The organism is Moritella dasanensis ArB 0140 (assembly GCF_000276805.1).
In the GTDB taxonomy this organism is placed as follows: domain Bacteria; phylum Pseudomonadota; class Gammaproteobacteria; order Enterobacterales; family Moritellaceae; genus Moritella; species Moritella dasanensis.
The window spans coordinates 62,646-80,509 of the sequence record NZ_AKXQ01000024.1; the positions used below are offsets into that span (position 1 = coordinate 62,646).

Genomic DNA, 17,864 nt, shown 5'->3' on the forward strand with positions numbered 1-17,864 from the left:
TATGCTTATACGTGGCTTATTAATATTACATTACATGGTATTTTGCTTACGATTTTTGACTATTCCGTGGCGCTATTTTCAGCTGAATGCACGTTATTTCAATCGTCAAAAAAAGATATTCTCGAAGCAAGATTTAGATTCAATAACGCCAGCAGAATGGCGTTTAAATCAGTATATTGATAGGCCTGAATTCGTCCCTGCCCGCTATCCGGTATTCGCAAAACCAGAGTGGGGACAAAATTCAACCGGTGTCTGCTGTATTCATAACGCCGCAGAACTTGAAGCATTAAGAGCAAGTCCGGGTTATCAAGTGCAGAATTATTTAATTCAAGAAGCGGCTGTCGGGGCCATTGAGTTTGAAGTCTTTGTGGTTAAGCACCCAGTGAAGTTGGGGCAGTTTGCTGTCATGTCGATAACCCAAGTCATTAACGCCAGCACCGATAAATTCCCAGTGAATGGCATTTATAATCGTGATACCCGCTACCAGGATATTACCAATCAACTGACGCTAGCAGAGCAACAACAACTGTGGCAAGAACTTAAACGTATGGGTGACTTTACACTTGCTCGATACAGCTTAAAAGCGGACTCATTAAGTGCATTATTACAACGACAATTTAAACTCGTCGAAGTTAATTTATATGTGCCAATGCCGCTGAGTTTATTAAGTAATAATTTGACCCGTTTACAGAAATACCAGTTACTGTATAAAACCACGCATTCTCTTGCTCATTTAGCCCAACAGCTAAATAGCACCAAAGTAACGCAAGGTATATTTTTTAATAAGTTGATCGCCGCCAGACGGGGTCGTAATACAAGGATTTTGAACCAAGATGAAACTAGTAAAACAACTCATTTACAAATGGATCAGTAGCAAATTCATGGATGGCTGTAGTAACTACAACAGCCTAGAAGTCCGCCGCGGTTGTCGCTCAAAGAAACAGGCGCGTGATAAGTTTGCTGCGGGGAATATACCCCATGCCCAAGGCGCTATCTTCTTCAATCCTTTTACGGCAGTAAAGTTTGCTAAAGAGCATGGTTTCCCATTAGTGATCAAACCGAATGTCAGTGGATTTTCCCGCGGCAGTCATTTCCCCATTCGTAATTATAAAGAATTATGGCGAGCAATATTTCTAGCTAAATTATGGTGGCCAACAACCGTTGTAGAACAATACTTACAAGGTAAAAACTACCGTGTCGTGATCACGAAAACGGGCGTTATCTCGGTATTACAACGCTACCCTGCTTTTGTTAAAGGCGATGGGATAAATACCATCAGCGCGTTAATTAATACCGAAAACGCGATCCGTGAAGAAATGGGGCTGTATCCATGCAATAACCCAATATCTCAAGGCCAACAAACCGTCACTTATCTAGCCAAACAGGGGCTAACCTTGTCGTCAGTACCAGATAACGAGCAGCAAGTTGAGTTATTTTATCGTATTTCGTTAGCACCGGGTGGCGTGGTTGAAACTATTCAACGCGACCTAATACCCGCCTACAATCACGAATTGTTTGCCAAAGTATTAGATTTATTTGATGCTGAGATCTTAGGTATTGATGTGATCATGGAGCAAGGCATTGAGCATGACGCCCGTGAGCAAAAATTAATTTTCTTAGAAGTAAACTCGCGTCCTTACTTAAAAATGCATAACTATCCGCGTTATGGTGAAGCGGATGACCTTTCTGAACACCTAGGGTTAATCAGCGTCACGACAGATCAGCAAGCAGATATTTTCTAATGTCCCCACTGTTTTCAAAGCTGGCACCCGCCAGCTATTTCACTGTATTTTCGGCCATTCACAGCTTTGTGATTGGCCTCTTGCCTTTCTATCTGCCAATTATTATCTGGCAACAGTACCAACAACTGGCCCCTCTGACTGAGTTTATCGCCTGGACTGGCGCAGGCTTTGTGATGGCATTATGGGGCTGGCATCAGTTATTCATCCGTGGGTATTGGCGTACATTAGTGACATTATCATTCGTGTTCGAGGTGGGACTTATCTATGTGGCGCTATTCCATGTAGCAAGTACTAACTTAATCCTGCTGGGCTTACTCAATGGTTTATTCAATTGCAGCTTTTGGATGTTGCAACGCATCCTATTTAATAGTATCAGTGGCAGCAATAATACTGGGCGCTTGTTCGGTAATTTACAATTGATATTGGGCTTGAGTCTAAAACTGGGGATCTTATTTGGCGGTTATTTTATGCAGACCCAACCTTGGGTTATTTTTGCCTTAAGCCTTATTGCCGGTATTGGATTTTGCGCCATGACATTAAGCACGTTAACGACGCAGACTTTCGTCTATCAACAAAGTGACCACGCCCAGCCTAAATCAGCGATTAGCTTACGTGACAAAATGGTGTTCCTCGTTGATGGTCCGTTTTTATATCTCGAAAGTTATTTGTGGGTGGTGAGTATTTTTCATCTCACGAATAGTGATACCAGCCAATTTAGTTTAACCGTGATAGCCCTTTCTTTGGCCTTAGCGTTTATCTTTTATTTCATTAAAAACACCATAGATAAACAACCTCAACAGCGATTATATCAAGTCGCTACCTTGCTCTATCTTGGCGGCTGGTTAATGCGCGGCTGGATCTCGACAGATTGGAGTGGATTGGCCATCGGCCTCGGTTTACTCAGTGTGGCCTTTGCTACCGCGCTATTTCGTTTATATTTCAACAAACGTTTTTATGATAAAGCCAAACAACAAGCCAATTACCATTACTTGGTTAGCAAGAGTCTGTACTCTCAGCTTGGCATCCTGGTATTTTTTGCTGGATTAACCCTACTCTCGAATCTAACCACGTTTAGCTTAAGTCAGGTTTACTGGGCCGTTTTACCGATGATCGCCGTTTATATTTTGTATCAGCAGCTTGATAAAAACGAGAAAACTATCAACGAACCAATCAATCAATAAAACTATCGACAAAGCTATCAACTAGCATATCAATAAAACGACCGACAAAGACCACTCCTGATAAACAACAAAGCCGTATTACCTGTTTCTCTTCGAGGTCTACGGCTCTTGTATACAAAAACGGCTTACAAATTAACTAAATATATTCACACGATAGAATATTTACAGGACTAGACCACTTCGACGTAAGTTTCTCGTTGCGGATATAACGCAAAAGACTGATGTTGCTTTGATGAGCACGGACAGCCACAGACATAATTCATTCTAAGTTGCTTACGAGAAGCAATCAGATGGGTAAAGCTGACTGTGTGCGCATCTTCTCGATGCATACACACAGATAGGTAAGAAGGTGTAGGTTCATGACTGGCATGAAATCGCGTCAGTGCGAGACTATTGCGGTCTTCAATGCAGCGCTGATTGGTCAATTCAATAATATTTTCTTCGACACGCTCAACGTCTGCTAATGCTGCACTTTCTTTCATCTCTAAATCGTCATTGCAGCCTTCGCCTGAGAATATAATCGGATGTTGCAATAGGATTGAGTTGTGGTGATCTTCTCGATAGTTAGTCACTTCAGTCAAGGCTACTGATGACGACACCATAGGTGACACGGCTGTCACCGTGGTAAGTTCATTACCATCCCAACGAACGGCGTATACACAACCTGTCTGTGCGGTTAGATGACTGGGGAAGACTAATAAGGTAAACGCGGCATAACGCTGTAACGGCAGTGTTTTGAGTGCCGAGCGGATCTTCGTCAGAGACGTATTACTGACCAATGATTTAACCAGTAAACCGCGACTAATCAATTTTTTTTCAGGTGGCTTTTGTTGATAATAATTCAGTAAACATATCGATAAACCCGCTTGATTCATCGCTATCCAACTACCACCACCAACCGGATCCACTGGCATTAAATATTTAACGCCGACATCATTAAAGTATTTAGGGGAATACGCAAGGGCACGTCCCTTTTGTTCATCTCGGTTAAAGAATACTTGATAGCCATCATTTGCCAACAACCAACTTACTGTACACATGATGAATCATTCCTTAATGCTGTGAGCGTCGCTGGTGCGATACCCAGATTTTTCGGTGTATTGAAGTCACATAACTTCGCCGAAATATCCATGAGTGCATAATGATGAATCGCATGCGTACTGACAAATATAAGCTCACGGATTAACGATGTTTCAACTTGTGTGACTAAGGTATTAACCACCGAAACTTCTGTCGACATCACCATGTTAGTATTCATCATCTGTGGCTGTAAAGTTAACAACCAAGTTTTAATCTCAGCTAATTCAGCTAATCCCGTCATACGACACGATTCAACTAAGGCGCCACGACGACGAACATCATAATCAATCACGTCAACATCTGCTTTTAGTGCATAATAAAGGTCAAGCACGTGGCGTAAATGCTCACCAATACAACTCAGAATATAAGGCTGTGCACGCATGCAATACTGCTCATTAGTCATTGCAACCAGTAAGGCTATACCTTGATCTAAACCTTCGATATTACCTTTAATTACCGTGCTAAATTGCTCTACAGGATCTATTACCATAACGGTACCTTTTGTTACTGCTTATTTTAAGTAAAGCATACACCAAAAACTAGGCTTAACTTATCACGAAAAAATCACAATTTGAGTAAGAAAGCATGCGATATAATACCAAATAAATGGTATGAATAGCCCAACATTAAAACTAATTGGTAATTTATCACTCATTTAACCCGCATTTATGATAAATTAGGGGAAGATAGCAAATACTTTAAATTGATGGGACACTCCATGTTAAATGATTTTTTAAATAAATTAGCAGCACAGCCAACTACTATGCAGTTCGACGATGTCATCGCTGTTATTGATGAAAGCTATGATTTCACTCCCACTAAATTTTATAATGGCTACCTAGAAAACGACGCAACTGAAAATACTGGCTCATGCAAATTGTTTGCATTAGGTCGTTTAAATAAATTCACTAAGCAAGAAATGCTTGAGTGTTTCGGTACTTATTACCGTGATGACGTACTAAATAACCCAGATGGTGATGATCATGCCAACATCCGTTATTTCATGCGTACAGGCTGGTCAGGTATTCAATTTGAAACTCTACCACTAAAATTAAAATAACATTAACTGATTAACGTTATTTTGAGGCAGAGGGAATATTATTTTCTCTGCTCACATTCTTACCTATTTCCTACCTATCATCACACTCTTTTAATCTATCCGACTAACCAAATTTAATCCGTTATACTTATAACAACCACGTTATTCCTCCCGCTTTAGCAAATAGCTAACAAGGAGTTGATATGTATATTCATTTAAATGGTTTCGACTTTGAATTTTCAAAGCAAGTGATTGCCTCTTTTATCAACAGTAGCGATTACCAGCATCAATCGTCTGACATCGCAGGTATCCACCTTACCGATACTTACCAGCAAATGTTGCAGGCTGGCATCAGTAAAAACGAACTAATAAAAGCAATATTAAACTACCATATCAGTGGCTTAAATGAAGATGGCATCAGTGTTGAAACAATCAAAAAATCCACTTATAAGGATAGTAATGTCAGCTTTTTAATTGATTTAAAGAGTGATAGCGTCGCACGAATTGTCAATATTGAAGATAAAAAAGAAAACAGTGTACGTATTAACATGCGTAACTTTGAGCATCAATTTACCCTCACCGACTGGCAATTAATTCAGTTAGAAGAATCTTATCGAGATAAAACCCAAGAGCAACTGCTGATACTCTTTTTAGAGACCTTCAAAACCATCATGGAGACCGACGATACGGCTTCACGACAATGCTATTACGCGATCCTGGTCAGCACTGGATTACTATTATTTGCAGACCAACTCAACATTCTTGATGCTATCCAGTTTAATGAAATAGAGTTTGAGCTTAACAACGATCGGTTGTTATTAAATTTACCCGCAGGTTTAGAAACCTGTTTATTTGAGCTTGAATTTAATACCGAAGATTAATGATCCAAGTCTTTAGCTGTTAATTCCTCAAACCAGCCCCTATAAAGCACAATAAGGATAAATAAAGAGCAAAATGAAAAATAAAAGTAAAAATATTTTTATCTATAACAAACTAATTTTTAATTAGTTTATATTCACACGGCTAAAATGAGTGAATCAAGCCCTGTTTTCGCTTAAAGAAATCGCATACAACGCCGCTATATAGACTAAGCCGTAGATTCGGCAATATTAATTAGCTAGGATGTTGTAGATATGAAAATCAGAGATAAATTATTAGGACTTACTGGTATTTCAGTCAGTGCACTACTATTGGTACTCGGTATGTCCTGGGTTGCTAATGAGCAAGTCATGGGGATCAACCATGCCGCTACCGATGTAAAACAACTCGAAGTCACGTTATTAAACTTACGTCGTAACGAAAAAGATTTCTTGCTGCGCCGTAATACCAAATACCTCGATAAATTCCAAGTCAATTACACATTATTTCAACAGGAATTAAGTGTATTAAAAACTGAACTCAACGCTCTGAACATTAGTATCCCCAGCGTAGCAACTCTGGCAGCGTCAATACAAGACTACGACCGTAGTATGAATGCGCTAGTGAGCAGTTACCAAATCCTCGGTCTTAATATTGAACAAGGCTTATTGCAGCGTCTTAATACCAATCATAAGCGTTTATTGCAAACTGCTGATAGATATAACCGTAATCTTTTGATCACCACTGACCTTGCGCAAACAGCAAAAATGTTTGCGTTACTGGGTAAACCTGAATACAGCTTGGAATATCAAGCTAAATTAGCACTTTACGGTCAGCAACTCAGCTTAGATTTTGGCAGTAGCTATACCGATTTCAGTGACGTAATGGCTGAAATAATTAGTCAATATAATACCATTGGCGATACCCCAGAAAAGGGATTACGTGGTGAAATGCGTGGTTACTCACATCAAGTTGAAAAAGTATTTAAAGCCGTGAGTGTACAACTCAATGATGAAATAGCCAACCAGCAACAGCTAACATTAACCCTAATTATAACCGCCGTATTAGTCGTAATTGGCGCTTTATTGGCGCTTTCATGGGTAATTAGCAGTTCAATTCAACGTCGTATACAAAACCTTAGCAACTTGATGGCGACAATCGCACAAAGCCATGATTTAACCGCTGTTGCCGATGAACAGGGTAACGATGAATTATCCCATATGGCAGGTAACTTTAATTACTTATTAACCCACTTACGTGAGCTGGTCAGTAATGTGCAATCTGCTGTATATGAGCTTGGCTCTGCATCCACTGAATTACAAGATCGTAGCGTCGATTCAGAAACCGCAATGAGTCGCCAACAAGCTGAAACGGACGCTGTTGCAACAGCAATCACTGAAATGGGCTCAACCATTCGGGAAATTGCCAACAACACAGAAAGTGCAGCAAGTAATGCGGATAATAGCCATAATGGCGCACTAGAAGGCTTGTCAGAAGTCAGTGCGACCAAAGATCGCATTCGAATTTTGTCTGACGACTTATCTAAAACCAGTGATGAAATATCAAACCTGTCGACACTGTCAGACAATATCGGCACAGTGCTTGATGTGATCCGTTCAATCGCAGAACAAACTAACCTGCTGGCACTGAATGCCGCCATTGAAGCAGCAAGAGCGGGTGAACAAGGTCGCGGGTTTGCCGTTGTGGCAGATGAAGTTCGTTCGCTGGCGTTAAGAACGCGTCAATCAACAGAAGAAATCACCGGTATTATCTCGACCCTGCAACAGCAAACAGGTCAAGTCGTTGTACATATAGCTCGTTGTCACGAACAAGGTGAATTAAGTGTACAACAAGTTGATAATGCCGAATCTAAAATAGGTCAGATCATGACTGACATGCAACTCATCATGGATACCAGCACTCAAATTGCGACCGCGGTTGAGCAACAAACAGTGGTATCGGATGAAATTGGCCGTAACGTCACTTCAATTCGTGATATCACCAGCCAAAACTCACAAATCGCCCACGAAAATGCACAAGCAGCTAGCTCCGTTGCCGTTCAAGCTAAAAACCTAGATCTGGCCATTGCCCAATATACTGTGTAAGTATACGGCTTAATGACACAGTTTAAGCAGTACCGATACAAAAAGACCGAAGTCATCGCTTCGGTCTTTTCCGCTCGTCCGGTATCACTATCAAAAAAATAAGACTAACTGCTTTCCTTTATCGCTTGCTGCATCGCCAGCCATTTCTCAACGACGGGGTGCAGGATTTTATCATCGCTACTATCAATAACTGAACCATGAAGTTCAGAGTCTGCCGTTAATAATGACAGAGGCGCGACAGCCTTGCCTGATTTCAAGTTGATCTCTTTCACCAAGCCAATCGCCACCAATTTTTTACCACAAAAGAATTGGTGTTGATAATAGAAATATTTCTCATCCCAACTTAATATTTCCGTGGTCATGGTAAACGCTTGAAACGGACGAATAGGTTTTAAATAAATAAAATCTTGCGCCGCGATCATGCGTAAACCATAACGACCAGACAGTGCCAATCGAGAGCTGTGCCAAATACCAAAACGGCCTAACTCCATGAAACTAAATACCCGATAATTAGGTAAGTGATCACGCCAACCTAGATCATGTAACCAAACTCGAAATCGATCACTGCGTTTATCAACCAGCGCCACCGCATCCTGCTTACGGGCACTAAAGATAATGATCAACATTCTAAAAAATAAATTCATGTTACTCCCTTACATAAAATAAATTGAACTAACATACTGACTTAAAGCTATAAAATGTAAAGTGCATAGATATAAATATAAAATAATGTAGCCATTAAATAACATTAACATGGCATTTATTCTAGCTAGGCTAAAGTCATCGAGATGCCGAGTACAATAAACAATACCCCACAGCACTGATTAAAACCCTGCCCATTTTTCATTAGCTTAGGTCGAATACTGTGAGCAACACAGGCGATGCCATATTCAGCCAAAAATTCAACACAAACAAAGGTCACCGCAATAACAATAAACTGTGGTAATAACGCAACACTAGGATCAATAAACTGCGCAAGGAATGCGGTAAAAAACAGTAATACTTTCGGGTTTGATAATGCTGCAAAAAAGCCTTGTCTAAACAAAGTAGCAGGACTATATAATTGGCTTTCAGCCAGTTCCGTCAACTCCAACGCTGGGGCATACCATAGCTTAAAGCCAAGCCAGACGAGATACCCGGCACCAACCCACTGCAGTACAGTCATCGCATCAGGCTGCGCTTGTAATACCGCGCCTAACCCAAACATCGCGATGGCAATTAAGATCAAGAATCCAAACACACCGCCACATATCGTAAACAATGTACGTCGATGTCCATAGCGTGCGCCATGACTCAATGCCAATAATGAATTCGGCCCAGGCACGACTGCCAACCCCATCGCTGCGACTAAAAAAACTAACCAAAGATTAAACGCCATCATCATGTTCCATTAATAAGTGTATAAAAGTACCCTGAGTATAAATTCAGAAAATAAAAACAAATGGTATAATATGGACGTTTAATAGTACTATTTGGACAATCGTCAATTGACATACAGTTAATGAGCAGCTAAATAAACAGAGAGGCAGCTATCAATGGATACCACCATCAATTCAGCAGAGGTACGCTTTCTACTCCTTCCCCTACCCGAATTTAATATGCTACCGTTTGGTGGATTCTTAGATAAACTGCGTTTTTCAGCAGATGATGCAGACCATAGCCAACAGCGGCATTGCGCATGGCAAGTTGTCGGTCTAGACAAGGGCCACGTTGTGTCTAGCAGTGGTATTCCGATTGCGATATCAGCAACACCTGCAGACATCAACTTGTGCCAGTATGAATATCTGGTTATTTTTGGTTGCCGCACCGCACGTCAAGCTCAGCAACAAGCACAACATTATGGTGCACTTTTAAAACAAGCCGCAGCACAAGGGCTCACTTTAATTAGCATTGATAATGCGTGCTTTACGTTAGCGGAGTTAGGATTATTAAATGATCATAAAGTCACCGTTCACTGGCGTCACATCACTGAATTCAGTCATGCTTATCCGCGCTTAGAGATCGCCAGCGAACAGTTATACTGTATTGATAATAAGCGCATCAGCTGCTCGGGCGGAAGTGCGGCTATAGACTTGGCCGTAGCGATACTCAGTCGCCATCTTGGCCAAACCTGGGCTGTAAAAGGATTGGCTGATATGCTCGTTGATGAAAACCGCAGTCAATTACATCAATTAAAATCACACCAACAAACAGTGCATCACGATCGCCACCTTGGTCGTACCATTACTTTGATGCAAGAACTCATGGCCAGTGATACTTCAATAGAACAGCTAGCCGCGCTAACAGGGCTAAGCCGCCGACAATTAGATAGACACTTTCAGCAACATTTAAAGTTATCTGCGTATCAATATTGGCGCGAAATACGGTTACAACATTTGCATTGGCGTTTACTCAATTCCGACCATTGTTTAGCAAACCTCGCCGATGAAGTGGGTTTTCAAGATAGTAGTTATTTGTGCAAAGTGTTTCGACAACGATTCAACCTATCGCCTGGTCAGTTACGCCGCCAAGGATAAGATGAAGTAAATACGCAATTAATCGCTTATTACCTATACGAATACAGGTACTTCACCAATAGTCTTTAAAATTATACCCTTAGAGGTAGCATAAATGGCTTAGGCATATTGCAATAAATAATCAAAAAAGGCATATTGAAAACTCTTTAACTATAATAGCTCATTAAAAATGCAGTCTTTTGAATCAAATAAACGGATTTATATTTCAATTTCGATCTATGTTTTATCGATTATTAGCTTGGCTGCTTATAGCTATTTTCAAGAAAGAAATCATATATATACAGCACTTGATTTAAAATTGAAGACTGCGGCGCTAACCATATCCTCATTATTACCCCCTCATTTTCATCAACAGGATATGAGCTATAATAACAATTCAGCACAACTCAATTTAAGCAACAGAGATGCGTTAACGAGATACGCAGAAAATGCCAACATTAGCAATTTGTATACCCTCATAATCCGTAATAACCAGATCCTGTTTACGTCGTCGAGTACCACGCCGATTAATAACGGTGACTTTGACAACAGCAATACCGACTTCTTAACCGTCTATGATGATACCGACCGCAACCTCTACGCTATGTTTTCAGACCCACAGCCACATTTACTCGAATATCAAGATAAATGGGGACGCTTTCGTAGTATCTTCATCCCGCTGTATGCTGCCGATGGCAGCCTTTATATTGCAGCAGCAGATATCACCATTGATTCCGTAGCCGTTCAATTAAATCAAAATTTCAATAAGACCATGCTTATATCCGCGATTTTCATGCTCACAGTGTTTTTGTTGTTTCTGATGCAAACCATCAGCTATCGTCAACAAGTAAAAAAACTCCGCTACAAAATTGCCCTACGAAGCAATGAACTGGTGCAAAGTGAAGCTAAATTAAACTCTATTTTTGAACATTCGCCAGTGGGTATTTTTCATTATAATAAACAAGGGATATTGCTTAAAACCAATCGCCATTTTGAAAATATTATCGGTGCCAATAAAAATGGTTTGATTGGTTTTAATATGTTGAAAAAGGTGCAAAACACAGGCCTTTCAAACGCAATTAAATCATCACTAAAAGGTCAGATGAGTACCTATGAAGGTGAGTACATTTCGGTATCACACCGTAAGAAATCTTATTTAGAAGTCGATTTAGTGCCACTCTATTCCAGCTCAGGCGAAATAGACGGGGGGGTTGGTGTATGTGACGATATAACTATTCAACAGCAGAATACGGCAAATTTAAAAAAACTATCACGTGTTGTCGAATGTAGTTTAGACGGTATTATGATCACCGACACCAAAGGTATCATTGAATACGTGAACCCTCAATTCACGCAGATAACAGGTTATTCCGCACCCGAATCTATTGGAAATAAAGCCAATTTTTTCCGCTCAAATACCACCAGTAATAACACCTACAATAAACTCTGGAGTCGTATTTCAAAAGGTGAAGAGTGGGCAGGTGAAGTACAAAACAAACGCCAAAATGGTGAGTTATATTGGGCTAAAGTCACCATAATACCAATGACAAATGGCAGTGACGAAATAACGCATTTCATCGGAATTCAAGTTGATATTACCAAATCGAGAATCATTTCTAAACAGATCACCTATCAAGCAAAACACGATATGTTAACAGGTCTAATCAATCGTTATGAGTTTGAGCATCAACTTAGCGATGCAGTATGCAGCGCCCAAGGTAGCCGACTTACTCACGTATTATGCTTCTTAGACTTAGACCAATTTAAAATAATTAATGATACTTGTGGTCATGCCGCGGGTGACGAATTATTACGCCAAATCGCAGGGTTAATCGGTGATAACCTAAAACCAAACGATACGTTAGCGCGATTAGGTGGCGACGAATTTGCCATATTAATACGCAACAGTCAGCTTACAGAAGCGGTAGTTATCGCCAATGAAATATTAGAAAAAGTTAAAAAATTCCAATTCATCTGGAAAAAAAGTTGTTTTAGTGTGGGTGTCAGTATTGGTGTTGCAGAAATTTGTAATACCTCGGGGAATACCAGTGAAGTATTGATTCATGCCGATCTCGCGTGTTATGCCGCCAAGGATTTAGGCCGAAACAGGGTACACACCTATCATGATAATGATGAATTGCTAGCGACTCGAGATGGGGAGTTTCGTTGGGTAAATGAAATAAAAGAAGCCCTCCATGAAGACCGGTTTGAACTCTACGCTCAGCCTATCGTCGCATTGCAGGAGCCTGGTCATAAGCCTGTTTTTGAAGTGTTACTGCGTATGTTAGATAAAAATGGCGAGCTGATCGCCCCTGGTGTATTCTTGCCAATCGCTGAGCGCTATAACTTATCTCAACCGATAGATCGTTGGGTAGTGGATCGCACATTACTGTGGATGAAGACACATAGTCAACAACTCAATATATTCGATCATATTAGTATTAACTTATCGGGCGCTTCACTGGGTGACGACGATTTACTGCAGCATATCATGACGAATATAACCCAAGCCAAAGTCCCCCCCCAACAGATCATGTTTGAAATAACCGAGACGGCGGCGATAAGTAATCTTGCCAGTGCGACAGTGTTTATTAATACCTTGAGTGCTTTTGGTTGCCAATTTGCGTTAGATGACTTTGGTAGTGGCTTATCTTCATTTGCTTATCTCAAGAATCTTCCGGTCAATATCCTTAAAATTGATGGCATCTTTATTAAAGATATCTTAACTAACCCTATTGATGCCGCGATGGTAAAATCAATTAACGAGATTGGTCACTTGATGGAATTAAAAACCATTGCTGAATTCGTTGAAAACGATGCCATCAAACAAAAAGTTGAAGCGATTGGTATCGATTTTGCGCAGGGTTATGGCATAGGAAAACCGCAGCCAATAGACAATATGCTCAAATTAACCCTAGCATCATAATATGATTAATCACTCAAGATTATAAATGCATTATGTTACACGTTGTTTTATGCATTATTGCAGGGTGTCGCTAAAAATACATTATCAAATGCTTACTCATTGCTGTGATAGCCTAAGCATTCCTTCCTTATGACCTCGCTATATTCCCGTATCTGATCTTATTTAGCTATGTATTTAGTTACGTATTTAGTTATGTATTTAGTTATGCCATTACGATGCATTGATTAATTCATCATCAACTTTTGTTGAGCGAACGGACTGATAACAAGTGCTAGATCACACTATTTAATGACCAAGTCAACAACTTCAGCTATTGGCTCAAATATATTTGACAGATTAAACTATATTTTATAAATTGCAGTCTGAAAGAAGATATATAGTACTAAATAGGTACCTAGATAGGTATCAAAATAGAGATGCGCATTATCCATTTATCATGTGTATTTGTTCACTTTACAGTGAAGCACGGAAGAATTATGACTATAGCTCTTTGTAGGTTTATACCTCTTATAGGAGATATCCATAATGGATACGTTAACAGCAAACATTTCGACTTCAGCTACAGCTACAACAAAAAAAACCAGTTCAACATGGTCTAAAAGTGACATCGTTTGGGTACTTGGCCTATATGGCACAGCCGTTGGTGCTGGTACTTTATTCCTACCAATCACTGCAGGTGTAGCCGGTCTTATTCCGTTATTGATAATGACCGTATTAGCATTACCGATGACTTTCTTTGCTCACCGTGCCATGACTCGCTTTGTATTATCAAGCTCGAAGCCTGGTGCCGATATTACAGAAGTAGTTGAAGAACATTTTGGTGTGGGCATGGGTAAACTAATCACCCTACTATATTTCTTTGCTATCTATCCAATTTTACTTGTTTATAGTGTAGCGCTAACAAATACAGTCCAAGATTTCATGTTAAATCAACTGCACATTCAACCACCACCACGTGCTATTTTAGCGCTTGTCCTTATCCTTGCCTTAATTGCAATTGTACGCCTTGGTGAACAACTCATCATCAAAGCAATGAGTGTTTTAGTTTTTCCATTCGTAGCCGTATTATTAATGCTAGCGTTCTACCTCGTTCCTTATTGGAATGGCGCAATCTTCGAACAAGTCATGCCTGCAGAAGGTGGCATGGGTACCGTAATGATGGCTGTCTGGTTGATCATACCTGTGATGGTGTTCTCGTTTAACCACTCACCTGTTATCTCGTCATTTGCAGTGGCAAAAAGAAATGAATACGGTGATGATGCCGAGAAGAAATGTTCACGTATTTTATTGTGTGCACACATAATGATGGTAGCAACAGTGATGTTTTTCGTATTCAGCTGTGTATTAAGTCTATCACCGGCGAACCTTGTTGAAGCTAAAGAGATGAACATATCTATTTTGACTTATTTAGCGAATCACTTTGATACACCAGTCATCGCTTATGCGGCACCCGTTGTAGCAATCATTGCTATCACAAAATCATTCTTAGGTCATTACATCGGTGCAAGTGAAGGTCTTAATGGTCTAGTTGTAAAAGCGGCACGTAGTAAAGGTAAAGAAGTCAGTAAAAAAACATTAAACAACTTCACTACTATCTTTATGCTTGTGACTGCATGGGCAGTGGCAACGATTAACCCTAACATCTTACATATGATTGAAAGCTTAGGCGGCCCAATCATTGCGTTACTGCTATTCATTATGCCAATGTATGCAATCCATAAAGTACCAGCAATGCAGAAGTACTCTGGTGCACTAAGTAATATATTCATTACTCTTATTGGTCTAATTTCAATTACCGCTATTTTTTATTCACTCGTGCAATAACACAAAAAAGTAGTTTTAATAGATACAAAAAAGACGAGAGCAATCTCGTCTTTTTTTATATCTAAATATCAGCAATCACTATTCAAAGTATAGGCTAAATGACAGTTCTATATTGTCCCCGCTAATCGCTTTATCTTGATCTTTAATCCATACATAAGATAAACCCAGTGCCATAGCCTGATCGATAAAGTACTTACCGCCGAGGGTAAATGACGTTGAATCAAGATAACCATAAGTATATTGGCTATCACTAAAACCATGATTCACATTAAAATCGGCTTCAAATTTCTCGTTAGATGACAGCTTTATACCGGCAATCACACTCGGATAAAAATTTGTTTCATCTGGTCGTCCAACGCCGTTCTCCGAAGACTTAATTCTGTTTTGAGTAAGGTTAGCACCAGCATAAAACTCAGTCATATGACCAAAATTTGTTGACGTCATTAAACCTGCGCCCAAAACTCTAGCTTTAGCTTTTACTGTCGGGCTAAGCGCTATATCACCGGTGTGATGATAAAAACCGGTAATATAGAAATCTTCAGTAATAGCTCGTTCAACATTTAGCGCCCAATGCTCTGCTCGATAACTTACCTGCGCATTATTATGGTTAAATGGTTCAGCCATGAGTGTTGGCGCAACAATAAGTAACGGTATGCTTGCAAGCGTTGAAACTTTAAACATGTTTTTTCCTTTTCCTTTTCCTATAAAATTAAACTTTAATTTACGTATTCTTTTTTACTAACGGTTTAGCTAAAGGTTTAGCGAAGCTTATAACTATATGAATCACTAGAAGTATATCGGCAAGCAGCCAAAAACTATAAGCATTTTTATAGCTAAGATCTAAATTAAGTCGCAAATAACAATGATTGTAACTGTGCTAATGAGGTAACTTGATAGCTAGGTTTTATACCATCAGGTAATGCTGAATTTTCGCTATTGAGCCAGCAAGTATCAAAACCGGCATTCATGCCACCTAAAATATCCGAATGGGGATTATCGCCAACCATCAATACTTGCTCACGTTGTATTTTGCCCATGTGGGTTAATGCGTATTCAAAGATACCAACATCGGGTTTAGCAATACCGACTTGCTCAGAGATAACCAGTGGTGCGAACACATCTTTTAAGCCTGTTTTTTCTAAACGAACACGCTGTAATTCTGTAAAACCATTGGTAATAATACCCATGTTTACTTTACCTTTTAAGGCAAAAATAAGCTCGTTGGCGCCCGGTAGCAAACAACAAATATCAGCCATCGCGGTCATAAATGCGCTGTTTAAAATGTGGGTTGTCACTTTTAACTTATCTGCCCACGATTGAAAACGGCGGTTTTGTAATTGTGTCGCGGTAATTTTACCATCTTGATAATCTACCCATAAAGGTAAGTTAACCGTCTGATAATGGCCAAAATCATCTCGATTAAAGTCAATATCAAACCGAGAGAACATTAACTGCAAACCTTTAAATGCATCAAAATGGAATAATGTTTCATCGGCATCAAATAAGATCCATTGGTATTTCATAATAAAACTCTCAGTGAAAACATCACGTTATCTTAATCATTAGGAGGGATATAATAGCGGAAAAGTGAGATGGAACTAAGCAATAACTAAAAATAAGTAACAATAAACAAAAATAAACTTGCTACAACAGAAACACGCTGTTATTATCAGCTCAGATTTATTTAATAACAATCCTCGAAATAAAAATCATCGATTAAGCCTTACCTAGAAAATTCCGTAAGCCAGATTAAAGAATCCAACATATAAAGCTAAATTATTGAACAACGAAATACAGCAAATGTTGCGTGCTGTAAACACTTCTTATTAAGTCAGCTATTTATACAAGAATAAAGATAGTGAGATTTCAGAATATTATCGTTATACGGTAATGAAGCTTATTACAAATTATGCGATAGCGTTAAGCTACGCCTTTATAGTGAGTTTTATTATGACTATTATTTTTAATGGTACACAGATCCAAATTAAACAACCGGTACACTCGATTTCAGTTCACAAAAACCGAGTAGCTTTTACAGATTCACAAGGTGAGAAAATAGCTCAACTTGCAACAGTAAAAGAACGCCGTAACTTTATTGATATGCTAGTTAATAGCTAATTACATCAATACCAATTCCCGATATTTTAACTAGATAAAGTTTTAATATCGGGGCATTATTCCCCTCCTCTGCATACACTCCTTCGTACTTAACTTCCGAAACATCATACTTATTCAACAATAGAATTAAACATCTACACGCGTTTATTGGCATTATTGTAAGTGTTAGATTGTGGATATTAAACTGGAAGGCGTCATTGACAGGAATTTAAGACAAAAAAAAGTCAGGTTGTTAGCCTGACTTACATATATGGGAAAAGAAGGTCGACTGAAATATATACTTCTATCTTCGCAATACTTTTCTTACTTACTTTACTTACTTTACTTACTTTACTTACTTTACTTACTTTCTTCACTTACTAACTTCCTTACTTACTTACTTACTTACTTACTTACACTTACTTTTTCACTTACACGTATCTTTGGCATACGCTATTCGTCTTCATTTACACTTTCTTTTTCACTTACACGCACCTTTCACGCACGCTATTCGTCT

General features: G+C 39.4%; 16 protein-coding genes. 10 read left to right on the forward strand and 6 right to left on the reverse strand.

The annotated features are described in order from the left end of the window. Position 1 precedes the first annotated feature (1 nt). Genes A923_RS0117520 through A923_RS0117530 form a run of 3 tightly spaced genes read left to right on the forward strand, consistent with a single transcriptional unit; the run spans position 2 to position 2,923 of the window. Positions 2–874, forward strand: coding sequence for an ATP-grasp domain-containing protein (locus A923_RS0117520; protein WP_017222993.1), 873 nt, complete (start codon positions 2–4; stop codon positions 872–874). Continuing rightward, positions 834–1,742 (forward strand): cyanophycin synthetase, encoded by a 909-nt coding sequence (locus tag A923_RS0117525; RefSeq protein WP_017222994.1) that lies wholly within the window; start codon positions 834–836, stop codon positions 1,740–1,742. Before A923_RS0117520 ends, A923_RS0117525 begins: the two co-directional genes overlap by 41 nt. Next, positions 1,742–2,923 carry a hypothetical protein gene (locus A923_RS0117530; protein WP_017222995.1) on the forward strand — a complete coding sequence of 394 codons (1,182 nt, stop codon included), beginning with the start codon at positions 1,742–1,744 and terminating at the stop codon, positions 2,921–2,923. The genes A923_RS0117525 and A923_RS0117530 overlap by 1 nt, the downstream gene beginning before the upstream one ends. A gap of 170 nt (positions 2,924–3,093) precedes the next feature. Here A923_RS0117530 and A923_RS0117535 read toward each other — a convergent pair whose 3' ends face one another. Beyond that, complete coding sequence (locus A923_RS0117535) at positions 3,094–3,963, reverse strand: NRDE family protein (protein WP_017222996.1); 870 nt, start codon at positions 3,961–3,963, stop codon at positions 3,094–3,096. Further along, a complete protein-coding gene (locus A923_RS0117540; RefSeq protein ID WP_017222997.1) occupies positions 3,951–4,493 on the reverse strand; it encodes a hypothetical protein in 543 nt (180 codons plus the stop codon). Before A923_RS0117540 ends, A923_RS0117535 begins: the two co-directional genes overlap by 13 nt. 228 nt (positions 4,494–4,721) lie before the next feature. On the opposite strand from A923_RS0117540, the gene A923_RS0117545 reads away from it, so the two are divergent. The 3 genes from A923_RS0117545 (at position 4,722) to A923_RS0117555 (ending at position 8,005) form a co-directional block, all read left to right on the forward strand. Continuing rightward, positions 4,722–5,063: a HopJ type III effector protein gene (locus A923_RS0117545; RefSeq protein ID WP_017222998.1), complete on the forward strand. Its 342-nt coding sequence runs from the start codon at positions 4,722–4,724 to the stop codon at positions 5,061–5,063. Positions 5,064–5,245: 182 nt separating this feature from the next. Beyond that, positions 5,246–5,923 carry a hypothetical protein gene (locus A923_RS0117550; RefSeq protein WP_017222999.1) on the forward strand — a complete coding sequence of 226 codons (678 nt, stop codon included), beginning with the start codon at positions 5,246–5,248 and terminating at the stop codon, positions 5,921–5,923. A gap of 252 nt (positions 5,924–6,175) precedes the next feature. Further along, positions 6,176–8,005: a methyl-accepting chemotaxis protein gene (locus A923_RS0117555; RefSeq protein WP_017223000.1), complete on the forward strand. Its 1,830-nt coding sequence runs from the start codon at positions 6,176–6,178 to the stop codon at positions 8,003–8,005. Between the two features lie 104 nt (positions 8,006–8,109). Here the strand turns inward: A923_RS0117555 and A923_RS0117560 are convergent, their stop codons facing one another. Both A923_RS0117560 and A923_RS0117565 read right to left on the reverse strand, forming a co-directional pair. Further along, positions 8,110–8,649: an acyl-CoA thioesterase gene (locus tag A923_RS0117560; RefSeq protein ID WP_017223001.1), complete on the reverse strand. Its 540-nt coding sequence runs from the start codon at positions 8,647–8,649 to the stop codon at positions 8,110–8,112. Positions 8,650–8,774: 125 nt separating this feature from the next. Continuing rightward, the gene (locus tag A923_RS0117565) at positions 8,775–9,383 is read right to left on the reverse strand and encodes a LysE family translocator (protein WP_017223002.1); all 609 of its coding nucleotides are present in this window, start codon (positions 9,381–9,383) and stop codon (positions 8,775–8,777) included. 157 nt (positions 9,384–9,540) lie between these two features. Here A923_RS0117565 and A923_RS0117570 point away from each other — a divergent pair, with 157 nt between their 5' ends. The 3 genes from A923_RS0117570 to A923_RS0117580 all read left to right on the forward strand — a co-directional run bounded on the left by A923_RS0117570 (position 9,541) and on the right by A923_RS0117580 (position 15,250). After that, entirely contained in the window at positions 9,541–10,521 is a 981-nt protein-coding gene (locus tag A923_RS0117570) for a GlxA family transcriptional regulator (RefSeq protein ID WP_017223003.1), read from the forward strand. A 358-nt stretch (positions 10,522–10,879) separates the two neighbouring features. Further along, positions 10,880–13,426 carry an EAL domain-containing protein gene (locus A923_RS22340; protein WP_237716239.1) on the forward strand — a complete coding sequence of 849 codons (2,547 nt, stop codon included), beginning with the start codon at positions 10,880–10,882 and terminating at the stop codon, positions 13,424–13,426. A 525-nt stretch (positions 13,427–13,951) separates the two neighbouring features. Continuing rightward, positions 13,952–15,250, forward strand: coding sequence for a serine/threonine transporter (locus tag A923_RS0117580; protein ID WP_017223005.1), 1,299 nt, complete (start codon positions 13,952–13,954; stop codon positions 15,248–15,250). 78 nt (positions 15,251–15,328) lie between these two features. Here A923_RS0117580 and A923_RS0117585 read toward each other — a convergent pair whose 3' ends face one another. Further along, a complete protein-coding gene (locus tag A923_RS0117585) occupies positions 15,329–15,931 on the reverse strand; it encodes a hypothetical protein (RefSeq protein ID WP_017223006.1) in 603 nt (200 codons plus the stop codon). 164 nt (positions 15,932–16,095) lie between these two features. After that, the gene (yjjG, locus tag A923_RS0117590) at positions 16,096–16,773 is read right to left on the reverse strand and encodes a pyrimidine 5'-nucleotidase (protein ID WP_017223007.1); all 678 of its coding nucleotides are present in this window, start codon (positions 16,771–16,773) and stop codon (positions 16,096–16,098) included. Positions 16,774–17,200: 427 nt separating this feature from the next. Between yjjG and A923_RS23140 the strand changes: the two genes are divergently transcribed. Continuing rightward, positions 17,201–17,368, forward strand: coding sequence for a hypothetical protein (locus tag A923_RS23140; RefSeq protein ID WP_174216915.1), 168 nt, complete (start codon positions 17,201–17,203; stop codon positions 17,366–17,368). Positions 17,369–17,864 lie beyond the last annotated feature (496 nt).

Bases quoted from the DNA above. Each gene is read 5' to 3' on its own strand.
- A923_RS22340 (WP_237716239.1), top strand. From the start codon at position 10,880: ATGAGCTATAATAACAATTCAGCACAACTCAATTTAAGCAACAGAGAT.
- A923_RS23140 (WP_174216915.1), top strand. From the start codon at position 17,201: ATGACTATTATTTTTAATGGTACACAGATCCAAATTAAACAACCGGTA.
- A923_RS0117555 (WP_017223000.1), top strand. From the start codon at position 6,176: ATGAAAATCAGAGATAAATTATTAGGACTTACTGGTATTTCAGTCAGT.
- A923_RS0117580 (WP_017223005.1), top strand. From the start codon at position 13,952: ATGGATACGTTAACAGCAAACATTTCGACTTCAGCTACAGCTACAACA.
- A923_RS0117530 (WP_017222995.1), top strand. From the start codon at position 1,742: ATGTCCCCACTGTTTTCAAAGCTGGCACCCGCCAGCTATTTCACTGTA.
- A923_RS0117585 (WP_017223006.1), bottom strand. From the start codon at position 15,931: ATGTTTAAAGTTTCAACGCTTGCAAGCATACCGTTACTTATTGTTGCG.
- A923_RS0117540 (WP_017222997.1), bottom strand. From the start codon at position 4,493: ATGGTAATAGATCCTGTAGAGCAATTTAGCACGGTAATTAAAGGTAAT.
- yjjG (WP_017223007.1), bottom strand. From the start codon at position 16,773: ATGAAATACCAATGGATCTTATTTGATGCCGATGAAACATTATTCCAT.
- A923_RS0117545 (WP_017222998.1), top strand. From the start codon at position 4,722: ATGTTAAATGATTTTTTAAATAAATTAGCAGCACAGCCAACTACTATG.
- A923_RS0117565 (WP_017223002.1), bottom strand. From the start codon at position 9,383: ATGGCGTTTAATCTTTGGTTAGTTTTTTTAGTCGCAGCGATGGGGTTG.
- A923_RS0117570 (WP_017223003.1), top strand. From the start codon at position 9,541: ATGGATACCACCATCAATTCAGCAGAGGTACGCTTTCTACTCCTTCCC.
- A923_RS0117520 (WP_017222993.1), top strand. From the start codon at position 2: ATGCTTATACGTGGCTTATTAATATTACATTACATGGTATTTTGCTTA.
- A923_RS0117525 (WP_017222994.1), top strand. From the start codon at position 834: ATGAAACTAGTAAAACAACTCATTTACAAATGGATCAGTAGCAAATTC.
- A923_RS0117560 (WP_017223001.1), bottom strand. From the start codon at position 8,649: ATGAATTTATTTTTTAGAATGTTGATCATTATCTTTAGTGCCCGTAAG.
- A923_RS0117535 (WP_017222996.1), bottom strand. From the start codon at position 3,963: ATGTGTACAGTAAGTTGGTTGTTGGCAAATGATGGCTATCAAGTATTC.
- A923_RS0117550 (WP_017222999.1), top strand. From the start codon at position 5,246: ATGTATATTCATTTAAATGGTTTCGACTTTGAATTTTCAAAGCAAGTG.